The sequence below is a fragment of the Vibrio sp. AK197 genome, from assembly GCF_053903115.1.
The window spans coordinates 926,727-952,712 of the sequence record NZ_CP096430.1 but is presented as its reverse complement, the minus strand read 5'-3'; the positions used below and the strand labels follow the sequence as shown (position 1 = coordinate 952,712).

Annotated in this window: 22 protein-coding genes; 6 read left to right on the top strand and 16 right to left on the bottom strand. The window is 46.4% G+C overall.

The genetic code is table 11. The features are described from left to right. Positions 1–4: 4 nt before the first annotated feature. The 7 genes from acpP to yceD form a co-directional block, all read right to left on the bottom strand. Positions 5–238: an acyl carrier protein gene (gene acpP / locus M1D72_RS11675; RefSeq protein ID WP_004406112.1), complete on the bottom strand. Its 234-nt coding sequence runs from the start codon at positions 236–238 to the stop codon at positions 5–7. Between the two features lie 238 nt (positions 239–476). Beyond that, positions 477–1,211, bottom strand: a complete 735-nt coding sequence (gene fabG, locus M1D72_RS11670; RefSeq protein WP_390191878.1) for a 3-oxoacyl-ACP reductase FabG — start codon at positions 1,209–1,211, stop codon at positions 477–479. 21 nt (positions 1,212–1,232) lie between these two features. Then, positions 1,233–2,156 carry an ACP S-malonyltransferase gene (gene fabD, locus M1D72_RS11665; RefSeq protein ID WP_456296971.1) on the bottom strand — a complete coding sequence of 308 codons (924 nt, stop codon included), beginning with the start codon at positions 2,154–2,156 and terminating at the stop codon, positions 1,233–1,235. A 79-nt stretch (positions 2,157–2,235) separates the two neighbouring features. Next, entirely contained in the window at positions 2,236–3,186 is a 951-nt protein-coding gene (locus M1D72_RS11660) for a beta-ketoacyl-ACP synthase III (RefSeq protein WP_390190828.1), read from the bottom strand. Between the two features lie 5 nt (positions 3,187–3,191). After that, a complete protein-coding gene (plsX, locus tag M1D72_RS11655; RefSeq protein ID WP_390190830.1) occupies positions 3,192–4,217 on the bottom strand; it encodes a phosphate acyltransferase PlsX in 1,026 nt (341 codons plus the stop codon). 9 nt (positions 4,218–4,226) lie between these two features. Then, positions 4,227–4,397 carry a 50S ribosomal protein L32 gene (gene rpmF / locus M1D72_RS11650; protein WP_014232495.1) on the bottom strand — a complete coding sequence of 57 codons (171 nt, stop codon included), beginning with the start codon at positions 4,395–4,397 and terminating at the stop codon, positions 4,227–4,229. Positions 4,398–4,428: 31 nt separating this feature from the next. After that, a complete protein-coding gene (gene yceD / locus M1D72_RS11645) occupies positions 4,429–4,953 on the bottom strand; it encodes a 23S rRNA accumulation protein YceD (protein ID WP_390190833.1) in 525 nt (174 codons plus the stop codon). A 146-nt stretch (positions 4,954–5,099) separates the two neighbouring features. On the opposite strand from yceD, the gene M1D72_RS11640 reads away from it, so the two are divergent. Further along, positions 5,100–5,699 carry a Maf family protein gene (locus M1D72_RS11640; protein ID WP_390190834.1) on the top strand — a complete coding sequence of 200 codons (600 nt, stop codon included), beginning with the start codon at positions 5,100–5,102 and terminating at the stop codon, positions 5,697–5,699. On the opposite strand, the gene rluC is transcribed toward M1D72_RS11640, so the two are convergent. Then, on the bottom strand, positions 5,696–6,643 hold the full coding sequence (gene rluC / locus M1D72_RS11635; protein ID WP_456296970.1) for a 23S rRNA pseudouridine(955/2504/2580) synthase RluC: 948 nt from the start codon (positions 6,641–6,643) through the stop codon (positions 5,696–5,698). The genes M1D72_RS11640 and rluC overlap by 4 nt on opposite strands. 574 nt (positions 6,644–7,217) lie before the next feature. Here rluC and rne point away from each other — a divergent pair. Both rne and M1D72_RS11625 read left to right on the top strand, forming a co-directional pair. Continuing rightward, positions 7,218–10,265, top strand: coding sequence for a ribonuclease E (gene rne / locus M1D72_RS11630; RefSeq protein WP_456296969.1), 3,048 nt, complete (start codon positions 7,218–7,220; stop codon positions 10,263–10,265). A 288-nt stretch (positions 10,266–10,553) separates the two neighbouring features. Then, positions 10,554–12,113, top strand: a complete 1,560-nt coding sequence (locus M1D72_RS11625) for a SulP family inorganic anion transporter (protein ID WP_390190838.1) — start codon at positions 10,554–10,556, stop codon at positions 12,111–12,113. Between the two features lie 60 nt (positions 12,114–12,173). Here the strand turns inward: M1D72_RS11625 and rnd are convergent, their stop codons facing one another. The 7 genes from rnd to M1D72_RS11590 form a co-directional block, all read right to left on the bottom strand. Continuing rightward, positions 12,174–13,292, bottom strand: a complete 1,119-nt coding sequence (gene rnd / locus M1D72_RS11620) for a ribonuclease D (RefSeq protein WP_390190839.1) — start codon at positions 13,290–13,292, stop codon at positions 12,174–12,176. Positions 13,293–13,383: 91 nt separating this feature from the next. Next, a complete protein-coding gene (gene fadD, locus M1D72_RS11615; RefSeq protein WP_456296968.1) occupies positions 13,384–15,072 on the bottom strand; it encodes a long-chain-fatty-acid--CoA ligase FadD in 1,689 nt (562 codons plus the stop codon). A 117-nt stretch (positions 15,073–15,189) separates the two neighbouring features. Further along, complete coding sequence (locus tag M1D72_RS11610) at positions 15,190–16,044, bottom strand: alpha/beta hydrolase (RefSeq protein WP_390190843.1); 855 nt, start codon at positions 16,042–16,044, stop codon at positions 15,190–15,192. Beyond that, entirely contained in the window at positions 16,045–16,605 is a 561-nt protein-coding gene (locus M1D72_RS11605; protein WP_456296967.1) for a Slp family lipoprotein, read from the bottom strand. It abuts the gene before it with no gap. Positions 16,606–16,625: 20 nt separating this feature from the next. Next, positions 16,626–16,922, bottom strand: a complete 297-nt coding sequence (locus M1D72_RS11600) for a chromosome partitioning protein ParA (protein WP_390190847.1) — start codon at positions 16,920–16,922, stop codon at positions 16,626–16,628. Positions 16,923–16,970: 48 nt separating this feature from the next. Beyond that, the gene (gene tsaB / locus M1D72_RS11595) at positions 16,971–17,672 is read right to left on the bottom strand and encodes a tRNA (adenosine(37)-N6)-threonylcarbamoyltransferase complex dimerization subunit type 1 TsaB (protein ID WP_456296966.1); all 702 of its coding nucleotides are present in this window, start codon (positions 17,670–17,672) and stop codon (positions 16,971–16,973) included. 7 nt (positions 17,673–17,679) lie between these two features. Beyond that, a complete protein-coding gene (locus M1D72_RS11590) occupies positions 17,680–19,614 on the bottom strand; it encodes an ATP-dependent DNA helicase (RefSeq protein ID WP_390190852.1) in 1,935 nt (644 codons plus the stop codon). A 277-nt stretch (positions 19,615–19,891) separates the two neighbouring features. On the opposite strand from M1D72_RS11590, the gene purU reads away from it, so the two are divergent. Next, the gene (gene purU, locus M1D72_RS11585; protein WP_390190853.1) at positions 19,892–20,725 is read left to right on the top strand and encodes a formyltetrahydrofolate deformylase; all 834 of its coding nucleotides are present in this window, start codon (positions 19,892–19,894) and stop codon (positions 20,723–20,725) included. A gap of 55 nt (positions 20,726–20,780) precedes the next feature. On the opposite strand, the gene M1D72_RS11580 is transcribed toward purU, so the two are convergent. Continuing rightward, positions 20,781–22,784: an oxidoreductase gene (locus M1D72_RS11580; protein ID WP_456296965.1), complete on the bottom strand. Its 2,004-nt coding sequence runs from the start codon at positions 22,782–22,784 to the stop codon at positions 20,781–20,783. A 201-nt stretch (positions 22,785–22,985) separates the two neighbouring features. Here M1D72_RS11580 and sppA point away from each other — a divergent pair, with 201 nt between their 5' ends. Both sppA and ansA read left to right on the top strand, forming a co-directional pair. Further along, positions 22,986–24,839: a signal peptide peptidase SppA gene (gene sppA, locus M1D72_RS11575; protein ID WP_456296964.1), complete on the top strand. Its 1,854-nt coding sequence runs from the start codon at positions 22,986–22,988 to the stop codon at positions 24,837–24,839. Between the two features lie 124 nt (positions 24,840–24,963). Further along, positions 24,964–25,977, top strand: coding sequence for an asparaginase (gene ansA / locus M1D72_RS11570; RefSeq protein WP_390190859.1), 1,014 nt, complete (start codon positions 24,964–24,966; stop codon positions 25,975–25,977). The last annotated feature ends 9 nt before the right edge of the window (positions 25,978–25,986 follow it).

Below are 25,986 nucleotides of genomic sequence, written 5' to 3'. Positions count from 1 at the left end.
GAGATTACTGAGCGCTGTTTACGTAATCAATTGCAGCTTGAACAGTAGTGATTTTCTCAGCTTCTTCGTCTGGAATCTCAGTGTCGAATTCTTCTTCTAGAGCCATTACTAGTTCAACAGTGTCTAGAGAATCAGCACCTAGATCATCAACAAATGAAGCTTCGTTTTTAACTTCTGCTTCGTCTACACCTAGCTGTTCAACAATGATTTTCTTTACGCGTTCTTCGATGTTGCTCATTTTCTTTTCCTTTACAGATTTCGCTCAATGCGATGTTTCCGTAGTTTATTCGAACTATTGAAAGTTGCAAGGGGGTCCTTGCTGGTCAAACCACAATTTCGCGATTTTTACCGAAATTCAATACATTTTTGACTTAAATCATGCACAAATGTTGCGCAGAAGTTGTTTTTTACTCTCACACTATAGGCGATATTTTGCCAATGTGAAAAAACTAAGCCCTCTGCGGTAACGTTGAGCACTAAACCATGTACATGCCGCCATTGACATGCAGAGTTTCACCAGTGATGTATGCCGCCTCTGGTGATGCTAAAAACGCAACAGCTGATGCGATTTCGCGAGGATCGCCTAAACGACCCGCAGGGACTTGAGACAACGTAGCAGCACGCTGCTCGTCGTTCAACGCTTTCGTCATGTCTGTCTCGATAAAGCCAGGAGCAACAGTGTTGACAGTTACCCCACGAGAAGCAACTTCTCGTGCCATTGACTTAGTAAAACCAATTACACCCGCTTTCGCCGCAGCGTAGTTAGTTTGACCCGCGTTCCCCATAGTACCGACCACAGAACCAACATTGATAATGCGACCGCTACGTTTTTTCATCATGCCGCGTAATACGGCTTTTGATAAACGGAAGATAGACGTCAAATTCGTGTCTATGATGTCTGTCCATTCATCGTCTTTCATTCGCATCAATAGGTTATCGCGAGTGATACCTGCATTATTCACGAGAATGTCGATTGAACCAAACTCATCGTTGATAGTTTTCAACACTGATTCCACAGAATCGATCTCAGTCACGTTTAAGGCAAGGCCTTTACCGTTGCTACCAAGATATTCACTGATTGCATTGGCACCGTTTTCAGAGGTTGCTGTACCAATAACCGTTGCACCACGTTCAACCAGCAACTCAGCGATCGAACGACCGATACCACGACTAGCACCAGTGACTAAAGCAACTTTGCCTTCTAGGTTCATCATTATCTTGTTTTCCTTTCTTTACTTCGCCGCTTCTAAAGAAGCCACGTCGTTTACAGCTGCACCGCTTAATGTTTTCACGATACGCTTGGTTAAACCGGTCAGTACTTTACCTGGGCCGAATTCAAGCAACGACTCGACACCTTGCTCGCCCATTTTCTCAACGCTCTCTGTCCAGCGTACTGGATTGTAAAGTTGACGAACAAGCGCATCTTTAATTTTTGCAGGATCCGTTTCTGCCGCCACATCGACGTTGTTGATCACAGGAAGCGCAGGCGTATTGAATTCAATATCATCTAGCGCAACAGCAAGTTTATCCGCAGCAGGTTTCATCAAGGCACAATGCGAAGGCACAGAAACAGGTAGCGGAAGTGCTCGTTTTGCACCCGCTTCTTTACATAACGCACCCGCGCGTTCAACCGCATCTTTGCTGCCAGCAATCACAACTTGACCCGGAGAGTTAAAGTTAACCGGAGACACAACATCGCCTTGCGCAGCTTCTTCACATGCTTTGACGATCGCATCATCAGCAAGACCAATAATTGCGTACATAGCGCCCGTCCCCGCAGGTACGGCTTCTTGCATCAGTTGACCACGAAGTTCAACCAGTTTAATCGCTTGTTTAAAGTCAATCACACCCGCACATACCAGAGCTGAATACTCACCTAGGCTATGACCTGCTAGGTTCTCGGGTTGTGCTAGCCCTAATGATTGCCATACGCGCCAGATCGCCACCGAAGATGCGAGCAATGCTGGCTGAGTGCGGAATGTCTGATTAAGATCTTCTGCTGGGCCATTTTGAACCAAAGCCCATAGATCATAACCTAATGCATCAGACGCTTCTGCGAAGGTTTGTTTCACTACATCATACTGTTCGCCAAGTTCAGCAAGCATACCTACTGCTTGAGAACCTTGACCGGGAAATACGATAGCAAACTTGCTCATGTGTTTTTCCTTTAGACAAAGTCAGAAAGAATAAGATGCACCTCGTTGTGCATCTTAAGTTATGAATTCTTTAGACAGCTTAGAACTTAACCAGTGCCGAGCCCCAAGTGAAGCCGCCACCAAATGCTTCAAGCAATAGTGTCTGTCCGCGCTTAATTCGACCATCGCGAACCGCTTCATCCAACGCCGTTGGAACGGTGGCTGCAGACGTATTACCATGCTTATCAAGCGTAATAACAACTTGGTCTAGAGACATCGACAATTTCTTCGCTGTCGCGGAAATAATACGATAATTAGCTTGGTGGGGTACCAGCCAATCCAGTTCAGACTTATGCATACCGTTGGCATCTAACGTGTCTTTCACCAGCTTAGACAATTGTGTCACCGCGACTTTAAACACTTCATTACCGGCCATGTGCAGCCATTGATCCGCGTGTTCGCCGCGTGCTGGTTGCTCCAGACTTAAAAGTTCGCCAAATCGACCATCTGCATACACGTGGGTCGACAAAATGCCGGGTTCTTCACTTGGGCCTAAGACAACCGCACCTGCGCCATCACCGAACAAGATGATAGTAGAGCGATCTGTCGGGTCACAAGTTTTTGATAAAGAATCTGAACCAATGACAAGTACGTGTTTGCACATCCCCGATTTTATGTGTTGGTCAGCGACGGATAAACCGTAAATGAAACCAGAGCACGCTGCTGCTAAATCGAATGCGGGACAGCCTTTGATGTCAAGTTTGGCTTGAACTTGACATGCGGAAGAAGGAAATGAGTGGCTGCTACTGGTCGTAGCAACAATGATGAGGTCGATGTCTTCTTTATTGATACCGGCCATTTCAATCGCATTTTCAGCCGCTAAAGCGCCCATATCCGCCACTGTTTCGTTTTCAGCAGCAATACGACGCTCTTTGATACCAGTGCGGGTTACGATCCACTCATCGCTCGTATCTACCATTTTCTCTAAGTCTGCATTCGTACGCACTTGAGATGGCAGGTAGCTGCCAGTACCTAAAATTTTGCTATACATGAAGACTAATAATGCCTCTCGAGTAAAACCGCTTCCAAACGATCGCTTATACGGCTGGGTACTTGTCGTTTGACCTCGTGTATGGCTTCGCCAATAGCATTGACGATAGCCTCTACATCAGCACTTCCGTGGCTTTTTATGACGATGCCGCGCAATCCTAGCAAACTTGCGCCGTTATACTGGTCGGGGTTCAGTGTTTTTAGTTCATTAAATAACCCAGAAAACAATTTTCTTGCAATCCAGCCCTTTATCGACGAGGCCATCATCCTCTCTTTCAACTTTTCGATAAATAGTTGGGCAGTCCCTTCACAGGTCTTTAAGCAGACATTACCAACAAAACCGTCGCACACGACAACGTCAGCAGCATCGTGAAGTAACTGATTCCCCTCTATATACCCGATAAAGTTCACTTCGTGTGTTTGGCTTAGCATCTCTGCACAGCGCTTCACAAGATCGTTACCTTTTATCTCTTCTGCGCCAATATTTAAAATGGCGACTCGCGGTGCCCTGCCGATCAATTCTTCCACTAAAGCACTGCCCATCACAGCAAATTGAAACAAAGAATCTGAATCACTTGAGACATTGGCCCCAAGATCTAGCATCCATGTTTTTTTGCCACTGGCGGTCGGCAATGCCGAAACCAAAGCAGGACGTTCAATACCTGGAAGTAATTTTAGTCGGAAACGTGACAGTGCCATTAAAGCGCCCGTATTTCCACCACTGACACAAGCATCCGCTTTGCCATCGGCGACCAATTCAATGGCGGTCCCCATTGAACTACCAGCACTATTTCTTAACGCGAGGGAAGGTTTTTCTGTATTTGAAATCACTCGGTCAGTGTGGGTAATACTCAAACGAGCATTCGGCTGATGACCAAGGTAGGACAATTGAGATGTGATCGAGTTCCGATCACCTATGAGGTTCACTTTGAGCTCTGGGAAATGCGACAGTGCCTGCACGGCGGCAGGCACTGTAACGCGAGGACCGAAATCCCCGCCCATTGCATCAAGTGCAACGGTTATATTTTGCAAAGGTCAACCTTACTTGTTGATAACCTTCTTGCCGCGGTAGTAACCTTCAGCAGTCACGTTGTGACGTAGGTGAGTTTCACCTGACGTTGCATCAACAGATAGAGCTGCTGTAGTTAACGCATCGTGTGAACGACGCATACCACGCTTAGAACGGGTTTTACGGTTTTTTTGTACGGCCATGGACCCTACTCCTATGTAAGAACTTAAAAAATTACTTCTTCAAGCTTTTTAAAACATCAAATGGATTTGGCTTCTCTTCTACAACTTCTTCAGGAAGTTCGCCAAACACCATATTATCTGAATCAACGCTACAATCCGCTTCATCATGCATTGGGATTTGGGGTAAGTTTAGAATGAACTCGTCTTCAATCAACTGTATTAAATCCACTTCACCGTACTCGTTCAGATCTACCAAATCGTACTCTTCCGGGGCTTCCTCTTCACTCTTTGCACCTTTATTTGGTGTGTAAGTAAATTGGACGTCGCACTCATGTGCGAAAGTTTCATTACAGCGTTGACACTCTAAATCAACTTCGATGTTAGCTTTACCAGAGATAACAACGAGCTGCTGTTCATCTAACCCAAATGACAATTGCACTTGAGCGTCGCGTTTAACGCCTTCGACCGAGTCCTGTAAGCGCTTCAGCAAGCTAGCTTGAATGATACCATCATAATCAAGTCGCTTTTGCGCAGCGCGGCCGGGATCAACCGTTCGCGGTATTTTTACCTTTTGCATAGGGCGCGAATTCTATCTTCCAATTCTATTTGAGTCAAAGAAAAAGGTGAAAAACTTAGAGTTTTTTTCCTTTTGCCAACCATGTCTGGCGTAATCAAAAAGTGATCGTTTATGCTTAGCCAAATTTAAGACGATTGTAACTAAAAATGCCTCAATACCAACTTGTTTTAGCCTCAACATCGCCATTTCGTAAAAGCTTACTAGAGAAATTAACGCTGCCTTTTAGTTGCGCTAAGCCCGATTGCGATGAAACGCCATTGATGAATGAAACACCACAACAACTGGTGATGCGTTTGGCACAAACCAAAGCTCAGTCTTGTCAGCAACCAACAGGCTGCTTAGTCATTGGCAGTGATCAAGTGTGTGTCATTAATGGTCAAATTATCGGTAAACCGTTGACGCGCGAGAACGCAATAAAACAGCTCTCAGAGCAAAGTGGTCAATCCATCACTTTCTACACTGGCCTCGCGCTGCACAACACCACAACAGGTGAAACCGACGTTTGCCTAGACACGTTTGTTGTACACTTCAAAACCCTCAGTCAGCAAGCTATTGAACATTATGTTGACAAAGAACAGCCATTTTATTGTGCAGGCAGCTTTAAAAGTGAAGGACTCGGCATTGCCTTATTTGAACGCTTAGAGGGTAAAGACCCCAACACCTTGATTGGCTTACCTTTGATCGATTTAATCCATCTTTTGGAAAAGCAAGGCGTCGAGGTACTCACCACCGACAACCTAGTTTAAGCATCTCTCAAACCAGCGAGCACTTGCTCAAGTTTCGGCTCCATAGGCGCATTAATTTCCATCGATTGTTCACTCTTAGGGTGAACAAATCGAATATTCGCCGCGTGAAGAAATAGCCGATCAAGTCCTACTTTTCCGGTGTAAGCATCAAAGCGTCTATCACCATAACGATCATCCCAAGCAATCGGATGCCCGGCATACTGAGTGTGTACACGAATTTGGTGTGTCCGCCCAGTAATAGGACTTGCTTGGATAAATGTCGCTTGCTCAAATGACTCAAGAATCTTAAACCGAGTTTCAGAAGGCTTACCTTTGGGGTTCACTCGAACAATACTGTTCACTTCGTTTTTCAGCAGCGGTGCATTAATCACTTTGCAACTCGGCTTCCACTTCCCCATCACCAAAGCGAAGTAGTATTTATTGACCGTCTTATCACGAAATTGTGCTTGTAAGTGACGCAGCGCGGAGCGTTTTTTAGCGACCAACAAAATACCTGAAGTATCCCGATCAATACGATGTACCAGTTCCAAGAAGCGAGCCTCAGGCCTTAGAGCTCTTAGGGCTTCAATAGCGCCAAATTTTAAACCACTTCCGCCATGCACCGCAGTGCCCGACGGTTTATTTAAAATCAATAAATGCTCATCTTCATAAATGATTTTACTCTCAAGTTCCGCCACCTTGTTCAGCTTTGTGCTCGGCGCGACGTCCTCTTGGGATTTTTCGGTTACGGTTACCGGGGGAATTCTTACCACGTCACCAGACTGAAGCTTATATTCTGCCTTGACGCGCTTTTTATTCACCCGCACTTCCCCCTTGCGCAAGATTCGATAAATCATGCTCTTGGGTATACTTTTCAACTGGTTGCGCAAAAAGTTGTCAACTCGCTGGCCAGCCATATCAGCGTCAATATCGACGAACTGGACTTGGGTTCTAATTTCACTCATGACGCTATTCTACCATCCACCGCTGCGTGATTTCACATTTTATCGTTTTAAGGGCTGTTGTTTTCTCAGTTTGATGTGAACTGACAATTAATACGAACACATTTTCACCAACTTAGATTTAAAACTCGAATTTTCCACTAAAATTAATTTTAAAACAGAAACTTAAAAAACATGAAATTGACTTTTTTTTAAGATAGAGAACAATGCAGATTGCTGACTGTAACGGGTACTGCTATAGTTCACACCTGCAATGGATGCTTTACTTGCATTTAATAAAAAGTGAAGCGTTTTTGAGCAAAATAATGAGTATTTTTACTGATAACTTTGAATGCCGCATATGGCGTAAGACATTTCAGTTGTTGGTTGTTTGTTGCCCTACTCATCGCGTATTCATGATTAAGAGTATTTTCCGCCGATTGCGGTTCACAAGCAAACGTTACGCTTGTGAAGACTGAAGTGCCCCAAGAGCATCCCTCCAGCCGGGAGGCTGTACCGATAAAGCCATGGGATCTGGCACCGTGAACGCGACACAAGCAGCAAAAACATAAAACGAAGAAATATAACGAGATTTTAAATGAAAAGAATGTTGATAAACGCAACTCAAAAAGAAGAGTTGCGTGTTGCTTTGGTCGACGGCCAAAAGCTTTTCGATCTAGATATCGAAAGCCCTGGTCACGAATCAAAGAAAGCGAATATTTACAAAGGACGTATCACTCGCATTGAACCAAGTCTAGAAGCGGCATTTGTCGATTACGGCGCAGAAAGACACGGTTTCCTTCCTCTTAAAGAAATTGCCCGTGAATACTTCCCTCAAGGTTATACATATCAAGGTCGTCCTAGCATCAAAGAGGTGTTGAGCGAAGGTCAAGAAGTCATTGTTCAAGTTGAAAAAGAAGAACGTGGCAGCAAAGGCGCTGCACTAACGACGTTCATCTCTTTAGCGGGCAGTTACTTAGTCCTTATGCCAAACAATCCTCGTGCGGGCGGCATTTCACGCCGTATCGAAGGTGATGAACGCACTCAACTTAAAGCAGCACTAAGCACACTAGAATTGCCACAAGGTATGGGCTTAATCGTTCGTACTGCGGGCGTGGGTAAGAGTGCTGAAGAGCTTGAGTGGGATTTAAACGTTCTGCTTAACCACTGGGGTGCGATCAAAGAAGCTGCCGACTCAAATCCGGCGCCATTCCTGATTCACCAAGAAAGCAATGTCATCGTGCGAGCTATTCGTGACTACTTGCGTCGCGATATCGGTGAGATTCTTATCGACAGTAATACCATCTATGAGCGCGCACTTGAGCACATCAGCTTAGTTCGCCCTGACTTTGTTAATCGAGTCAAAAAGTACGATGGTGAAGTCCCACTGTTCAGTCATTATCAAATTGAAAGTCAAATTGAATCCGCTTTCCAACGCGAAGTGCGTCTGCCTTCTGGTGGTTCGATTGTTATCGACCCAACCGAAGCATTGACATCAATCGATATCAACTCGGCACGTGCAACAAAAGGCGGGGACATCGAGGAAACAGCCCTTAATACCAACCTTGAAGCAGCAGATGAAATTGCACGCCAATTACGTCTACGTGACCTAGGTGGCTTGGTTGTGATCGACTTTATCGATATGACACCAGTACGCCATCAACGTGAAGTCGAAAACCGCTTACGTGAAGCCGTTCGTTTAGACCGTGCTCGCGTTCAAATTGGGCGAATTTCTCGCTTTGGCCTGCTCGAAATGTCTCGCCAACGCTTAAGTCCATCATTGGCAGAAGCAAGCCATCATATTTGTCCTCGTTGTACAGGCACTGGGGTTGTTCGTGACAACGAATCACTTGCGCTGTCAGTTTTACGTCTCATCGAAGAAGAAGCGCTGAAAGACAACACAGCTCAAGTTTTAGCGGTTGTGCCGGTGCCCATTGCCTCATACCTGCTCAATGAGAAACGCCGCTCGGTTAATCACATCGAACGTATTCAAGATGTGAAGATTACAGTCGTTCCAAATTCCGATATGGAAACACCACATTTCGATGTGATCCGTATTCGTGAGGGCGAAGAGTTTGATCTCCTTTCTTACCTCCTACCACAACGTATTGAGGAAATGAAAGAGGTCGAAGGTAAAGACAGCTCAGACAACGAAGGTCGTCCAAAGCGTCTTGAAGAACCCGTTTTAAAAGGCTTTGCTGCGCCAGCACAGTCGGCACCAGCGCCGTCTGCACCAGTCAAAGCAGAAGCAAGCACGCCTGCAGCAGAACAAACACAAGCAACCGAGACCAAGCCAGGATTGTTTGGCCGCTTATTTAAAGCACTTGGAAAAATGTTTGCGGATCCTGCTGAAGCAGAGAAAGCGGAAGTCAGCAAAGAAACGACAACTGAAGAGAAATCAACAGACAGTCAAAATCGCAACAACCGCAATAACAACCGCAATCGTCGCAACAATAATCAACAGCGTCGTAATAACCGTGACAACAGCAAGCGCGATAACAATCGTGATAAGCCGCAAAAAGCACGTAATGAAAACGCTCAAGATGAGAAAAATGTTGCGGAGAAAGCCAACAGCAATAAACCGCAAAATCGCAAGAAACAGCAAGATCGTCGCAACAAACGCAATGATGATGCAAAAGCGAGCAAAGTAGCTGAGGAAGGTCTAAAACTTGCGGCTGAAGCTCAGGTTAAAGACAAACCGAAAGCTGCAGATAAGCCAGCAAAAGCGGAAGAGAAAACCGTTAAAGTCAAAGAACGCCGTCAACAGCGTAAACTGACCAAACAAGTGCGTATACAGAGCCAAGAGCAAGCAGCTCAGCAGGAAGTTCAAGCTGAAGCCGTTGTTGAACAAGCTCAAACGACTGAGCAAGCGACAGAAGAGGCTACCCAAGAAACAAGCAAACAACGTCGCAACCGCCGCTCCCCTCGCCATTTACGAGCAAGTGGTCAACGTCGTCGTCGTGGTCGCGACCGCCGTCCAAATCCTTTCCGTCTGCGTAAAGGCGGTGTTGCCTCTCCAGAAATGGCAATGGGTAAAGTGATGCCGCGTTACGACCTAGCGAAAAAGCCTGAGAAGAAAGCGTCGCAAAACGAAACACCCGTAACCGTGGTTGGTGGTGTTGCTTGTCCAGAAATGGCGATGGGTAAAGTGATTATCCCAAGCCAAAAAGTGATTGAAGCACCGGTGACTGAGCCACAAACATTGGACACGGCTCAACAACAAGTGGTGTCTAAAGAGCCGGTAACGACAGAAGTTCAGGTTAACGATACTCCGATTCCAGCTGAAGTGAGTGTTGCTGAACAGGCAGAACCTCAAGGTCAGGAAGCTGAGCCTGCTTTATTAGCAGATGGTGAACCAGCGCCAATCGTACAAGCGATTGAAACTCAAGCGGACGTGGTCGAGACAACAGAATCGAAGCAAGAGGACGTGGTCGCGAGCAATCAGCCTGAACCTGCGGTAGTAAGCAAACCAGCCTTCAAGGGGCACGCTGCTGCACCAATGGCCAAAGCACCAGGCAACAATGAACTCAAAGAGATTACAATTGTTGCCGCCGAGTTCCGTTCAGAGCGCTATGCCTCTCGTGGCGCAGGCAGTCAGTTTGCGACTAGCCAAGCAGGCGCGGTGATGGCCAAAACCAGCGACTAAACAGTCTCGGATTAAAAGCAGCTCCTTCGGGGGCTGTTTTTTTATTCTCTAGTAACACTTTGCTCACAAAAAGCTGATGAAATTTAGTTCAACATTGAACTCAATCACACTTTTCTGTAGCATCCGCCTCTCGCTCTGAGAGTGAGTTTTTAAATTACCGTCCCCTTCTATCCTTTTGTTGTTATCGCGTTTTTGCACTAAATAGCACAAGTGGGTACAACATTTTTCGGTAATGGTCCAAACTCCTATTCAGACCCTTTTTACTTATAAGGCTGATACTAAACACCTATGTTTGAATTCCCTCAATTTTCTAAACATTCAGTCAAAAACGACGTGCTTTCAGGTCTGACTGTCGCGCTTGCGCTGGTTCCTGAGGCCGTTGCTTTTGCTTTTGTTGCTGGCGTCGACCCTATGGTGGGGCTTTACGCAGCATTTATCGTTGGTTTGGTGACCGCTATTTTTGGTGGACGTCCAGGCATGATTTCTGGTGCAACTGGCGCAATGGCCGTTGTGATGGTTAGCTTGGTCGCAGAACATGGGATCCAATACCTGTTTGCAACGATTTTGCTCGCTGGTTTACTGCAAATCACCGCCGGTCTATTCAAGCTCGGTAAATTTATTCGCATGGTGCCACATCCTGTGATGATAGGCTTTGTAAATGGCTTAGCCATTGTGATTTTCCTAGCCCAACTCGGTCAGTTTAAAGTACCAACTTTAGATGGCACATTGGCATGGCTACCACAAGATCAAATGATGCTAATGCTTGGTTTAGTTGCGCTGACCATGGCGATTATTCACTTTTTACCCAAGCTAACCACTGCGGTGCCATCCTCCTTGGTTGCTATTGTCTTCGTCACCCTATTAGTTCAAGGTCTTAATCTGGAAACGCGTACGGTGGTCGATTTCCTGCGTACAATGTCAGGTGATATGAACGCAACCCTTGCGGGTACCTTGCCGACATTTGCTATGCCTGACGTTCCTTTTAGCTGGGAAACACTGCAAATCGTGCTGCCTTATGCTGTGATTCTCGCTGCGATCGGTTTGATTGAGTCTCTGTTAACGTTGACGGTGTTGGATGAAATGACGAACACTCGTGGTCAATCGAACCGTGAATGTGTTGGCCAAGGTTTAGCAAACGTCACCTGTTCAATGTTTGGTGCCATGGGTGGCTGTGCGATGATTGGCCAGTCTATGATCAACGTGAACTCTGGTGGTCGTGGACGCTTATCAGGTGTTGTGGCAGCCGTGATGCTGCTGGTATTCATCTTATTTGCTTCAGCGCTGATTGAAATGATTCCACTCGCGGCACTCGTTGGCGTAATGTTCATGGTGGTGATTGGTACCTTTGAATGGGCCACCTTTAAACTGGCACGCCGCGTACCAAAGCAAGACTTTTTCGTCATTGTGTTAGTGACCGTGGTTACCGTCATGACGGATCTCGCGATTGCGGTCGCCGTCGGCGTGATTGTCTCCGCCCTGATGTTTGCTTGGGAACATGCAAAACATATTTATGCGAGCAGCAATTTGGATGAAGAAGGTAGCAAAGTCTACAAGATTAACGGCCCAATTTTCTTTGGCTCTGCCGCTAACTTCTTGGAGCTGTTTGATGCTCAAAACGATCCACAAGATGTGATCGTGGATTTCGCAAACTCACGTGTTGCTGATCACTCGGCCATCGAAGCGATTGAGACCTTGGCTGAGCGTTATACCGCACTAGGTAAAACACTTCATCTTCGTCACCTAAGCCAAGATTGCCGTGCGTTACTCGATAAAGCAGGTAGCTTAGTTGAAATTAACGTAAAAGAAGATCCAAGCTACAAAGTGGCAACCGATATTCTTGCTGGCTAAATAACGTTTAGTGCAAAAAAAAGGCTTCCACTGGGAAGCCTTTTTTATTGGTTTCAATAACTAAGCAATGCAACTCATCAGTTTAGGGCCAAGCAATGATGCCCGCCAGCCTTGCATCACGTCCGGCATCTGTTGAGTGTTTTGGTCAAGCTTCCAGCTCCACTGAATAAATTGATTCAATTGCTTTTTCGACGCCAAAAACTCTGTGGCTAATCCTGTCTCTTTCGAAACTGCAACCACTTGCTCTTTGAGCTTAGCCATCATCTGCTTATAGCCTGGCAGGTCCATTAAACGCTCTATCTTCTCTGGGTAGTCTGATTCAGGTGTTTGTTTCGCCTGCTTAACCAGACTGATGAGTTTCGCACTATGGCGGTTAATGGCTCGTCCATCTAACCCCTCTTGCTCCATGGCCTGTTTTGTTTGCAATCCATGGCGAGCAATGGTCAGTAGCTCATTCTCACGAAATACAAAGTTCAACGCCAAATCACGGCGCACCGCTTCTCGATAACGCCATTCCGCTAATGGCTTAAGCACAGCAAGTTGTTTCGGTTTTAACTGCCAAGCCCCTTTTATATCAAGATACGCTTTTTCTGGCTCAGGCTGAACATCGCGTTTATCAATCATGCGCTGGCTTTCTTGCATTGACGCCTCTAACCAACCCGCCTCACTCACCTGTTTGAACAAAAACCCAAAGATGGGTAGCAAGTAATAAACATCCGCTGCTGCGTACTCAAGCTGTTTTACACTTAGTGGACGAGCAAGCCAATCCGTTCGTGACTCACTTTTATCTAATTCAATATCAAGATAACTGTTCACTAAACTGGCAAACCCCGTTGATAACCCTTGACCAAGAAATGCCGCCATAATTTGCGTGTCGAGCATGGGCTTAGGAACTGCGCTGAAACTGTGTTTAAACACTTCCAAATCTTCACCGCATGCATGCAGTACTTTGATCACATTCGTGTCTTCAAGTAGTTCAACAAAGGGTGACATGTCGGCAATCTCTAAAGGATCGATCAACGACACATTTTCGCCATCATAGAGCTGAATCAGGCCGAGTTGCGGATAAAAAGTACGTGTGCGTACAAACTCGGTATCCAGAGCGATGGCATTTTTACCACGCGCCGCGTGGCATACGCGTTGCAGGTCGGACTCTTGAGTAATAATTTGATAGTTCACTTATCTCTCTCTGTTTCTGAGTCAGCAAAAACAAAGATGCCGACGAGTTATGTCGGCATCTTAACACTATTCAATCAGGCTTTCTCGTGCTTCAACTTGCCTGTTTAAGTTTCTCATCGTTTTCTTCACGCAATACACGGCGCAAGATTTTACCCACATTAGTTTTGGGCAGTTCTTCTTTAAATTCGATAAGTTTAGGTACTTTGTAACCCGTTAAGTGTTGACGACAGTGAGTAATGATCTCATCTTTCGTCAAACTTGGGTCGCGTTTCACCACGTAAATTTTGACCACTTCACCTGAAACATCGTGCGGCTGGCCAATGGCAGCCACTTCCAGAACTTTACCATGTAGCGCTACAACGTCTTCGATTTCATTAGGATAAACATTAAACCCTGAGACTAAAATCATGTCTTTCTTGCGGTCAACGATATGCAATAGACCTTGATCATCAAACTTAACGATGTCACCGGTTGACAGCCAGCCATCGTGATCGATAACTTCACGCGTCGCTTCGGGACGCTGCCAATACCCCTGCATCACTTGTGGTCCTCGAACTTGAAGCTCCCCGATTTCGCTATTCGGTAACACCTGACCTTCGTCATCGACAATACGAACCTCGGTAGAAGGCACAGGCAAGCCAATCGCTCCTGTATAATCGGTTAAATCATACGGGTTGCCAGTCACTAAAGGCGCACACTCGGTTAGACCATAGCCTTCCAATAGATGAATGCCCGTCACCTTTTTCCATTGTTCAGCAACACCACGTTGCACAGCCATCCCCCCACCGACTGACAGTTTGAGATTACTGAAATCTAACTCATGGAAATCTTCATTATGGACGAGAGCATTGAACAATGTGTTCACCCCAGTGATTGCGGTGAAGTCGTTATTTTGTAGCTCTTTGACAAACCCAGGAATATCACGAGGGTTGGTAATCAATAAGTTGCGAGCGCCCATTTCAATAAACAGCAAGCAGTTTACGGTCAATGCAAACACATGATACAGCGGCAGCGCAGTAACCACCATTTCACGTCCCTCAGAGAGCACCGGCCCGTATGCACCTTTCGCTTGGAGCACGTTAGCAATCATATTGCGGTGAGTGAGAATAGCGCCTTTCGCTACGCCAGTCGTGCCTCCGGTGTATTGCAAAAAGGCAATGTCTTCACCCGACATAAAGGGCTTCACATATTGTAGCCTGCGCCCTTTGCGAATCGCTTTTCGCATTGAAATAGCCCCAGGCAAATCATATTTAGGGACCATGCCTTTAATGTATTTGACGACAAAGTCGACCACCGTACCTTTCGCCCGCGGCAGCATTTGCCCAAGACTCGTTAATACAACATGTTTAACTTGCGTATTTTCGACAATTTGCTCAAGTGTATTGGCAAAATTTGAAACAATGACGATCGCGGTTGCACTGGCGTCATTAAGTTGGTGCTCGAGCTCACGCGGTGTGTAAAGCGGGTTAACATTGACGGCAATCAAGCCTGCACGCAATACCCCAAATAGCGCCACAGGGTATTGAAGTAAATTCGGCATCATCAGGGCAACACGATCACCCTTTTTAAGTTTAAGTTCATTCTGCAGATAGGCGGCAAAAGCGCGGCTGCGCTCTTCTAGCTTACGATAAGTCATTACCGTGCCCATATTGATGAACGCCGGCTGGTCAGCAAACTTATGTACCGACTGTTCAAACATCTCGACTAAAGATGGGTACTGATCGGGATCGATCATTTCAGGTACGTCACTTGGATAACGTGATAACCAAGGTTTCTCCACAGTAATACTCCTCGTCATAGGCAAAGGGTTCGCCATATTGCGCTTTGCGCGCTTATTATTAACAGGCTAATTACACCATAGCCCGAGTGCATGAGCACGAAACACTCAAACACTTGTTTAAATTTTGTTAACCAAGCCAAAGATTAGACTAGAAACTCTAAATGGCTGCTGTAAATGGCAATGATGGCCACCTTTGACCGTCATCACTTCACCAAAACATTCCTTCGCCTGAGCTTTTTTTCTCAGATGCGGATAGCCTTGATCGCCGAGAATAATTAAATTTGGGCAGGAGATGGCCGAATTAATTTCGGCCGCCTGCGCATCGGACATGCGATACAAAGAGTCCGCTTGCAGTGCAATATCGTGGCGCCAACGCCAACCTGATTCTTCCTGCAGAGCGCCTCGAGCGACAATCGGTTCAATAAGCGGCTTGGGCAGATCATTAATTTGCGCACGACGTTCAATCATGTGCTCTAACGATGAAAAATAGCGTACTGGTTTCCGTCGTAGCCGTTGACGACTCATCACACCTTGCCGTAATCGCGTCACACCATGCTCCGCAGATTCAGACAGTGGTCCTGCGCCTTCAATTTGCACCAAACCCGCAACTTGGTCAGGAAAGGCGGCACTATAGCAACTTGCTACTAAAGCACCAAGAGAATGACCGACTAAAATCAGCTTATTTGGCGATATTTTGGACAGAAGTTGGAAAATATCGTCGATATAGTCGTGAAAAGGGTAATAGGAATGGGGGGTTTTGGGGCTAGATAGACCATGCCCGGGGAAATCCACGGCACACCCATAAATTGAGGCACTCTGCGCTGACAACGCCTCCATTACAGAGAAAAAGCTTGCCGCGTTGTCCAACCAGCCGTGCAAAAAAACCACCGAGACTTCAGCTGACTGACAATCACCAAACTCTATCGTCGCCAGTTGACCAGAAGCGATAGAGTATTGCTTTTCGACGAGCATTTATTTGACTTCTTGTATCACTCGACCACTGTTCCCGGAAATGGGATGACGCCAAACACGGCAATTAAAGCCATAGCAAGGATAGAAAGGGTCGATGTCATTAATAATGACGCGTTCCTCAACCCGCCATAAATGATAAGCGCGTGCATTCACAACAGGAAACTGATGCTGGTATTTATCAACACTCCCCTCCTCCGTTCCCGCAGAATCACCCAGTACCGTAATTAAACGCCCTTCGCTGTAGGTAACCGGATCGAGAAACCCTTGAACGTAAGCCACAAAACGCCCTTTGGGTTCATGGCTGAGCATAGGCTTACCCGCGTTTCCTATTGGCATATTGACGATTTCAAGGCGTGTCTTATCACTAAGGTTAGAAATGTTTGCAATGACGCCACCAAGACGAACTTCTTGTTGGTCATTCGGGTTGGCTTGCCAGGTTTGGAAATCAGTGACAACCGCAGGGTTTTGAGTTTCAAGCTCTTGGGGTAACGATGCGCAAGCTGAAATCATCAACAGAGAGCTCATCATCAACAGATAACGACTAATACCACGAATCGACATATCGCCTCTCTAAAATTTATCTAGATATAGATATCGACGCCGAGAAGTTGAGTAAGTTCCTCCCGGCGTGCTTGATTCATCACATCCATGTACTTTTCCATCGCTCTGCGACCACTGCCTTCTGGCAGATCATATTCGACTTGAGCTCGGTGGATGTCGCTCTCTTGCACATGACGAATCGTGTTCGCAACGGCGTTCGCAACTTTACTCGGTTCACCAATAGGCGTCTTTGCAGGCGATTTACGCTTATTCGTGGATTTCTGGGCTTTATTTGAACCCGGTATCGCCGCCGGTGGTAATCCATTTAAAGAAACCATATCACTCCAAGTATCGCATTAACGCCCATTGCTCACCTCAGCTGGAAATTACTCACGCCCAGGCAATTTTTTCCATGTCACATTATCACGAAGATAAACCGGGCTGGACTCTTCGACAGAAACAGTATGACCTTGTTCCCATTCAAGTTTAGCCAATTGCACAATATCTTGCGCATCGGGAAACTCAATCTCTCCCGCAGTAACGGTATACGGGAGTGCAGCCAATTCGTTGGCATAGGTCTGCCAACCTGTACCCGCGCTGACCCAGTTTTTGTCATCACTACTGCTTGCGTCAACTAATGTTTGCGGGGCAACCACGGCTTCGCCGTCAACCTCTTGCCAATGACCATCCGCTTGACGAGCAAATCGCCCCCAATATACCTCACCCATTCGCGCATCAATCGCGCTCACGACATCCGTCGCTCCAGAAACGCGGTAGCAGGCTTGCGCCATCGCTTTAAGCGTTGAAACGCCAATCATGGGTAAGTCGGCACCAAACGCTAAACCTTGTGCAATACCGATACCAATGCGGACACCGGTAAAACTGCCAGGACCGCGACCAAAAGCCAAAGCGTCAAGATCATTAAGTTGGATATCGGCTTCTTTAAGCACTTCATCGACCATAGGTAATACTTTTTTTGTATGGTCTCGAGGAGCAACCTCACTACGACTATAAATACGATCATCAATCAACAGCGCAACTGAACAGTTCTCTGTTGATGTATCTAAGGCTAGGATTTTTACGCTCATGCCACTCTCAATATTCTTGTGTTGATGGTTGTGAAATTGTATGTAAGAACTGTTTAATGTTCTCTAAGTCTCGAGTTCGCGGAATCGGCGGCAAACTCGCGAGAAAAATGCCTCCGTATTCACGAGTGACCAATCGGTTATCGCAAATAATCAATGCGCCAGAATCCTTTTTATCTCGAATTAGGCGTCCTACGCCTTGCTTCAATGTGATGACTGCATCCGGAAGCTGCACTTGGGCAAACGGATCACCGCCACGCAGACGACAATCTTCAATACGAGCTTTAAGCAGCGGGTCATCCGGTGCGGTAAAGGGCAATTTATCGATAATAACACAGCTCAGCGCGTCACCTCTAACATCGATGCCTTCCCAAAATGCACCCGTTGCCACCAGCAGCGCATTACCCAATTCCATAAATTCAGACAGGGTCTTTTGTTTGCTGGTTTCACCTTGCATTAACACTGGAATAGTTAGCTGCTCTCGAAAACGCTCACCAAGGTCGCGCATCATACTGTGTGACGTACACAAAAAGAAGCAGCGCCCTTGGTTTTGCTCAATAATTGGCGCCAACATACGCACTAATTTGTCTGCAAGCCCCTGACTATTCGGTTCAGGTAGGTAACGTGGGACACACAACCGAGCTTGGTTTTGATAATCAAATGGGCTTGGCAGAGACATTTGACTCGCAGGTTTAATGCCCAAACGCGAAGTGAAATGCCCAAAGTCATCATTGACCGCTAAGGTTGCTGAGGTAAATATCCAAGCGCCTTGCTTGATCTCCATTTGCTCGTGGAATTTATCCGATACCGATAGCGGCGTAATGTGTAAGCTAAAGTGACGCGGTGTCGTATCAAACCAATACGAATACCCAGTGATGGAGACATCGCAAACTCGATCAATCCGCGACTTAATCAAATTGGCCCGTTCAAAAGCCGCATCAAGTAGTTGGCTACGACCTAGCGCTAATTTGAGCACATCAATGGCAAAATCCAAGGCTTCAGTTAGCCGCTCCATCTCCCGAGCAATCGTTGGGGAAGCTATCGCATCACGCCAATTGCCTCGAAAACCGGTATCACCAAGAATAATGCGTAAATCCATGGCCGACTGTACCAACTTCTCAGCAATCTTTTGCAGCTGACGCATGTCCTTGGCTTCGGTGCGGTAGCTGATCTCGATGTCTTTGGCCAATTCTTGAATTTGCCGACTTGAAACCGATTGTCCGAAGTATTGACTCGCAATATCAGGTAACTGATGAGCTTCATCAAAAATGAACACATCTGCTTCGGGAATTAGCTCACCAAACCCGGTTTCCTTGATCGCCAAATCTGCTAAAAACAGATGGTGGTTGACCACCACCACTTCCGCGTCCATCGCCTTTTTACGAGCTTTGAGTACATAGCAATCGGTGTAACTCGGACACTCTTTTCCTAAGCAATTATCATTGGTTGAGGTTATGGTTGGGATGATCGGGCTGTCTTCGGCTATCGCATCACATTCGCCCAAATCGCCAGTTTTGGTTTCGGAAGTCCAAGCGCGAACTTTGACTAACTGGCTGAGTAACGTAGGGTCTGCACTGTTATTATGACTCTCAACCATCTGACGACTGAGACGGTCCAGACACAGATAATTGGACCGCCCCTTTAATAGCGAGACTTTTCCATGAAAACCTAAAGCGTCAGTCATCAGAGGAAGATCACGATGATAAAGCTGCTCTTGAAGGTTTTTCGAGCCAGTACTGATGATGACTTTTTTTCCACTGAGTAAAGCCGGCACCAGATACGCAAACGTTTTGCCTGTACCCGTCCCCGCTTCTACCACAACTTGGCCTTGGTTTTTAATAGCGTCAGCGACGGCGGTTGCCATATCAACTTGCGCTTGGCGAGGCTGAAAGCCCGGAATGGCGTTACCCAATGCCCCCTGCGCAGAGAATACTTTTTCGATCATCAAACTCAAACCATGAAAAACAGAGCGGCAATTATGTCAGGTTTAGCCACAAGTCGCGATGCCAATTGTCAACCATGACCCGATAACTTGACCCGATAACATACGCTATCATACTCATCTAACAACGGATGACTGCCTCACAACCAAGCAGGCAAACGATTACCTGTGATTATGTCTTGAAACCTTAGCAATATTAGTTTAATTGTTAAGGCTACTCTAAATAACCCTTATACAGCCCAAGCTTATAATAAGAACCGCGCACGGAAGTATCGTATCCATGGAAAAGAAAACACTACTCACTCATTGCACAGACGCCCCAGGATTGATTTCAAAAATTACCAGCATCTGTTACCAACACAAACTCAACATCATTCATAACAATGAGTTCGTAGACAACCCGACTGGCCAGTTTTTTATGCGCACTGAGCTGGAGGGTGAATTCAATGATCACGCCTTTCTCGCCGATCTTGATGACGCGCTTCCAGCCTGCACCACACGCCGCTTGGTAGACTCAGCTCGCAAAAAAATTGTTATCTTAGTCACCAAGGAAGCCCATTGCCTTGGCGATATTTTGATGAAGACATACGATGGCAGCTTAGATGTAGACGTAGCGGCGGTAGTTGGTAATTACGATAATTTACGCCAGTTAACCGAACGTTTTGATATTCCCTACCACTTTGTGTCTCATGAAGGCTTAAACCGCCAAGAACATGAAGCAAAAATGCTGGATGTCATCAACCAATATCAAGCTGACTATTTGGTGCTCGCAAAATACATGCGTGTTCTCACCGCTGATTTCGTTGGTCAATATCCCCACAAAATCATTAATATTCACCACAGTTTCTTACCCGCTTTCATCGGTGCGAGACCGTATCAGCAAGCTTACGATCGCGGTGTAAAAATCATCGGCGCGACTGCTCACTTCGTGACCAACGATCTCGATGAAGGCCCAATCATTAAGCAAGACGTCATCCCTGTGGACCATAACTTTAGTGCCTCTGACATGGCTCAAGCCGGACGAGATGTAGAAAAAAGTGTGTTAAGCAAAGCGTTAAGCAAGGTTGTTGATGATCATGTATTCGTTTCAGGCAACAAAACCGTTATTTTGTAATCTGACATCATGAGACAAAAGAAAGGCCGCGCCTGAAAGGTAGCGGCCTTTTTAATTACAAATTCAACGCAAGTTCCACGCCTTGACGTATAGCACGCACTGCGTCAAGCTCACCAGCGTAATCCGCACCGCCAATCACGTGTAGCTTCTCGCCAAATTCATCCCAGCGATGTTCAAAACTGCGCACCGACTCTTGCCCTGCACAAATCACTATAGTGTCAACGTCTAAGCATTGAGCCTTACCATTTTGAACAAGGTGCAATCCGTGCTGGTCGATTTTTTGATACTCCACACCTCCCAATAGATGCACACCCCGCTTTTCTAACGTGCGCTTATGAATCCAGCCTGTGGTTTTACCTGGCCCTTTCCCCACACGCCCTTTGCGACGTTGTAGTAACCATACTTGCTTATCACTGGCTTCATCTGGGTATGGATACAAACCGCCTGGATGAGTGAGCGTTTTATCTATTCCCCACTCATACAACCAATCATCGAGTTGATGCTCGTTGGGTTCGGTGATCATACTGGCAACATCCACGCCAATTCCACCAGCGCCAATGATCGCAATTTTGTCGCCGACGGGGGTTTTCTCCTTGATTAAGGTTTGGTAATCAATCACTTTGGGTGAGTTTTCAAGCCCGTCGATTTGAATCTCACGAGGTGTCACGCCTGTTGCCATGACGATGTGGTCATAATCACGCAACATGTCAGCATTCACTTCCGTGTCGAGATGCAAACGTACACCGGTTTGCTCGATGCGATTAGCAAAATAACGAATCGTCTCACGAAACTCTTCTTTACCCGGAATTTGCATTGCTAAACGAAATTGGCCGCCAATCCTATCTGCCCGATCAAATAAATCAACTTGATAACCGCGCTCAGCTAATGTGGTCGCACAAGCTAGACCAGCAGGTCCCGCACCAACGACAGCGACAACCTGTGACTGGCTTGCCGCTTCAAGAGTTAGCTCAGTTTCGTAACATGCGTACGGGTTCACCATACAAGTGGCGCGCTGACCTTTAAACACGTTATCTAAACACGCTTGATTACAGCCAATACAAGTATTAATCAGCTTCGGCTGCTGCTGTTCTGCTTTTAACACGAAATGAGGATCAGCCAGTAACGGGCGCGCCATGGAAACCATGTCTGCTTGGCCAGAAGCCAAGATACGTTCTGCGTCCTCCGGTGTATTGATACGGTTGCAGGTCACAATAGGAACATTCACATGCGGTTTGACTTGTTCGGTAACCCAACTAAACGCCCCACGCGGAACTTGGGTTGCAATGGTCGGGATACGTGCTTCGTGCCAACCTATCCCCGTATTGATGATGGTCACTCCTGCCTTTTCTAATGCCTTGGCTAACTCAACCACCTCTTGAAAACTGCTACCTTCTTCCACCAGATCCAGCATGGATAACCGAAAAATAATGATGAACTGCTTACCCACCTCAGCTCGGATGGCTTTGACAATTTCAAGCGGAAAACGAATGCGATTTTGGTACTCGCCACCCCACTCATCATAACGCACGTTGGTTCGCTTACAGATAAACTGGTTGATTAAGTACCCTTCAGAGCCCATCACTTCAACACCATCATAACCAGCACTTTGCGCCAATTTTGCACTGGTTGCGAAATCAGAAATCGTGCTTTTGATTTGTCTCACACTCATTTCACTAGGAGCAAAACGGGCGATCGGTGCCTTAATGGCGGATGCACTTTGTGAAAACGGATGCATCGCATAGCGACCTGCGTGCAAAAGTTGTAACGCGATTTTCCCCCCATGCTCATGAACCGCATCAGTCACAACTTGATGCGCTTGTGCATGCTTAGGCTTACTAAATTCGGCGCTAAATGGGTGTAATCGTCCACGCAGATTAGGCGAGAACCCACCGGTAACGATCAAGCCAACACCACCTTTAACTCGTTCTTGATAAAAGGCGGCAAGCTTGTGAAGACCTGCTTTGTCTTCTTCTAAACCAGTGTGCATAGAGCCCATCAGAACGCGGTTTTTCAATTGGGTAAAGCCGAGGTCTAAAGGCTGAAGTAGATTTGGGTACATGGCAGACATCGCTATTTTTATATTTATGGTCTGACCAGAATATTGCCGGGTTAAACAAAAATCAAACAAGTGTTTACATTTCTGTAACAGCGATCAACTCCCTATTGTTCGAATATACTTGTTTAAGTAGGATATCATCGATTAGTTGGTCTTAGCTCCATTTATAAGACAGCGTACCGGAATGGTTACAGCGGAGATAGAATGAAAAAAATATTCAAAATAATTGGCCTGATTTTCAAGGGCATTTGGAAAGTCATCTCATTTATACGTATTACTTTAATAAACCTGATTTTCCTTGCGAGCATTGCAGCGATTTACTTCCTGTATACCTCTGCTGAATCCCCAACCCCAGCGGTTCCAACCACCTCTTCTGCGTTAGTGCTTAATTTATCTGGCCCTATTGTTGAACAATCTACTTATGTCAATCCGCTCGATTCAGTAACTGGCTCGCTATTTGGGCAAGAAATGCCAAAAGAGAATGTCTTATTTGATGTCGTCAATACCATTCGCCAAGCCAAAGATGACAAAACCATTACCGGTCTCGTCTTATCGCTACAGGATATGCCCGAAACGAACTTAACCAAACTGCGTTACATTGCTAAAGCGATTAATGAGTTTAAAGCCAGTGGAAAACCTGTCTTTGCCGCTGGCGACTTTTATAACCAAAGTCAGTACTATTTGGCGAGTTACGCAGACAAAATCTTCCTCGCCCCTGATGGCGCAGTGATGCTCAAAGGCTACAAAGCCTATTCCCTATACTATAAAACTCTGCTCGAAAAGCTTGATGTTAGTACTCACATCTTCCGAGTTGGTACCTATAAATCGGCCATTGAACCTTTTATCCGCGATGATATGTCGGAGCCAGCAAAGCAATCAGCCTCTCGCTGGGTTGGTCAAATGTGGAGTGCCTATGTCGATGATGTGGCCACCAATCGTCAAATCGATAGCCAAGTATTAAATCCGAGCATGGACGAGTTTCTGGAGCAGCTTAAATCGGTCAAAGGTGATGTCGGCGCCTTGTCGAAGCAATTGGGGCTGGTTGACCAATTAGCCACCCGTCAAGAGGTGCGCCAAGCGATGATCGAAGCGTTTGGTAGTGATGGGCAAGACAGTTATAACGCTGTCAGCTATTACAAGTATCAGTCGCGAATGCATCCAAGCTTTGATTCGAGCGAAGATGATGTGGCCGTTGTTGTCGCAAGTGGTGCCATCATGGACGGCGAACAGCCTCGCGGTCGCATTGGTGGCGACACATTGTCTTCCTTGTTGCGTCAAGCTCGCACTGACGACAAAGTCAAAGCTGTCGTCTTGCGAGTTGATAGCCCAGGTGGTAGCGCCTTTGCCTCAGAAATCATTCGCAATGAAATTGAGGCAATAAAAGCCGCTGGAAAACCGGTAGTTGTCTCCATGTCGAGCCTTGCGGCATCAGGTGGGTACTGGATTTCAATGGGCGCAGACAAAATCATCGCTCAGCCGACAACGTTAACCGGTTCGATTGGTATCTTTAGTGTGATTACTACATTTGAAAAAGGACTGAATAAACTGGGCATTTATACTGACGGCGTCGGCACCACACCATTTTCAAACGTTGGTGTCACTCAAGGGTTAACCGAAGGCGCATCTCAAGCTATCCAGTTAGCGATAGAACACGGTTACAACCGTTTTATCAGCTTGGTCGGCCAGAACCGTGATATGTCACTTGAAAAAGTCGATAGTGTCGCGCAAGGCCGAGTATGGACAGGCCAAGATGCCATGCAATATGGCTTAGTTGATCAAATCGGTGACTTCGATGACGCTATCGATGCTGCCGCACAACTAGCCTCGCTTGATGATTACAACCTGTATTGGGTAGAAGAGCCTCTAACACCCGCAGAACAGTTCTTTAAAGACTTCTTCTCTGAAACCAACGCGGCCCTAGGTATCGATATGACGTCAATGCTACCAGGGGCTTGGCAACCCGCAGCCAAGCAATTGGTCGCAGACTCAAGTTTATTGGCTCAATTTAACGACCCTAAGGGACAGTACGCGTTTTGTTTGCCTTGTCAGGTTGAGTAGTTCAACGCGAATTATCCAAACTGGTATGATATGGGGTAGCGTAATCAACGCTGCCCCTTTTTCTTGGCTAAGAATCAGTTATAATCGCCGCTTCTGTTCCCCCTAACAAATATGACTCGCAGCAATGGCAAAAAAACATATTTATATCGCCTACACTGGCGGCACTATTGGCATGCAAAAGTCGAATAACGGCTATATTCCCGTTGCTGGCTTTATGGACAAACAACTGGCGGGCATGCCCGAATTTCATCGCGAAGAGATGCCCGATTATACCATCCATGAGTATGACCCCCTGATTGACTCATCCGATATGACGCCTGCGGATTGGCAGCAAATTGCTGACGACATTCGAGCCAACTATGACAAATATGATGGCTTCGTGATTTTGCACGGCACCGATACCATGGCCTATACCGCTTCTGCATTGTCTTTCATGCTGGAAAATCTCGGCAAGCCGGTAATTGTGACGGGTTCACAGATCCCTCTTGCTGAACTTCGGTCAGATGGTCAAGCCAATCTATTGAATGCTTTACATATTGCTGCGAATTACCCAATCAATGAAGTCACATTGTTCTTCAATAATAAATTGATGCGTGGCAACCGCAGTACTAAATCTCATGCTGACGGTTTTAATGCGTTCACCTCACCCAATTTGTCGCCTTTGCTTGAAGCCGGAATTCATATTCAAGTTAGTAAAGACATCGAAGTAGATAAAAAGCCGCAGGGTGACTTTAAAGTCCATACCATTACACCGCAGCCCATTGGTGTCATCACTATGTATCCAGGCATTTCGCACGAAGTGATTCGAAATACATTACGACAACCCGTCAATGCCATGATTTTACTCACCTTTGGGGTTGGTAACGCACCACAGAACCCTGAATTGCTCGGCCACCTTAAAGAAGCGTCTGAGCGTGGCGTCATCGTGGTCAATTTGACTCAATGTTTGGCGGGTAAAGTCAACATGGGCGGTTACGCCACCGGATGTGCACTCGCTGAAGCGGGGGTGATTAGCGGTTATGACATGACTCATGAGGCGGCGTTAGCCAAACTGCATTATTTGCTGAGCCAAAACTTGAGCTATGAACAGATTAAAGATCAGATGCAGCAAGTCTTACGCGGTGAAATGAGCCTATAACTCATCAAA

Coding starts and splice junctions, on each gene's coding strand:
- M1D72_RS11610 (WP_390190843.1), bottom strand. CDS start 16,044: ATGCTCGTCGAAAAGCAATACTCTATCGCTTCTGGTCAACTGGCGACG.
- M1D72_RS11660 (WP_390190828.1), bottom strand. CDS start 3,186: ATGTATAGCAAAATTTTAGGTACTGGCAGCTACCTGCCATCTCAAGTG.
- fabG (WP_390191878.1), bottom strand. CDS start 1,211: ATGAACCTAGAAGGCAAAGTTGCTTTAGTCACTGGTGCTAGTCGTGGT.
- M1D72_RS11625 (WP_390190838.1), top strand. CDS start 10,554: ATGTTTGAATTCCCTCAATTTTCTAAACATTCAGTCAAAAACGACGTG.
- yceD (WP_390190833.1), bottom strand. CDS start 4,953: ATGCAAAAGGTAAAAATACCGCGAACGGTTGATCCCGGCCGCGCTGCG.
- M1D72_RS11600 (WP_390190847.1), bottom strand. CDS start 16,922: ATGGTTTCTTTAAATGGATTACCACCGGCGGCGATACCGGGTTCAAAT.
- purU (WP_390190853.1), top strand. CDS start 19,892: ATGGAAAAGAAAACACTACTCACTCATTGCACAGACGCCCCAGGATTG.
- rluC (WP_456296970.1), bottom strand. CDS start 6,643: ATGAGTGAAATTAGAACCCAAGTCCAGTTCGTCGATATTGACGCTGAT.
- rpmF (WP_014232495.1), bottom strand. CDS start 4,397: ATGGCCGTACAAAAAAACCGTAAAACCCGTTCTAAGCGTGGTATGCGT.
- M1D72_RS11640 (WP_390190834.1), top strand. CDS start 5,100: ATGCCTCAATACCAACTTGTTTTAGCCTCAACATCGCCATTTCGTAAA.
- M1D72_RS11580 (WP_456296965.1), bottom strand. CDS start 22,784: ATGTACCCAAATCTACTTCAGCCTTTAGACCTCGGCTTTACCCAATTG.
- rne (WP_456296969.1), top strand. CDS start 7,218: ATGAAAAGAATGTTGATAAACGCAACTCAAAAAGAAGAGTTGCGTGTT.
- acpP (WP_004406112.1), bottom strand. CDS start 238: ATGAGCAACATCGAAGAACGCGTAAAGAAAATCATTGTTGAACAGCTA.
- M1D72_RS11590 (WP_390190852.1), bottom strand. CDS start 19,614: ATGATCGAAAAAGTATTCTCTGCGCAGGGGGCATTGGGTAACGCCATT.
- sppA (WP_456296964.1), top strand. CDS start 22,986: ATGAAAAAAATATTCAAAATAATTGGCCTGATTTTCAAGGGCATTTGG.
- ansA (WP_390190859.1), top strand. CDS start 24,964: ATGGCAAAAAAACATATTTATATCGCCTACACTGGCGGCACTATTGGC.
- fabD (WP_456296971.1), bottom strand. CDS start 2,156: ATGAGCAAGTTTGCTATCGTATTTCCCGGTCAAGGTTCTCAAGCAGTA.
- tsaB (WP_456296966.1), bottom strand. CDS start 17,672: ATGAGCGTAAAAATCCTAGCCTTAGATACATCAACAGAGAACTGTTCA.
- M1D72_RS11605 (WP_456296967.1), bottom strand. CDS start 16,605: ATGTCGATTCGTGGTATTAGTCGTTATCTGTTGATGATGAGCTCTCTG.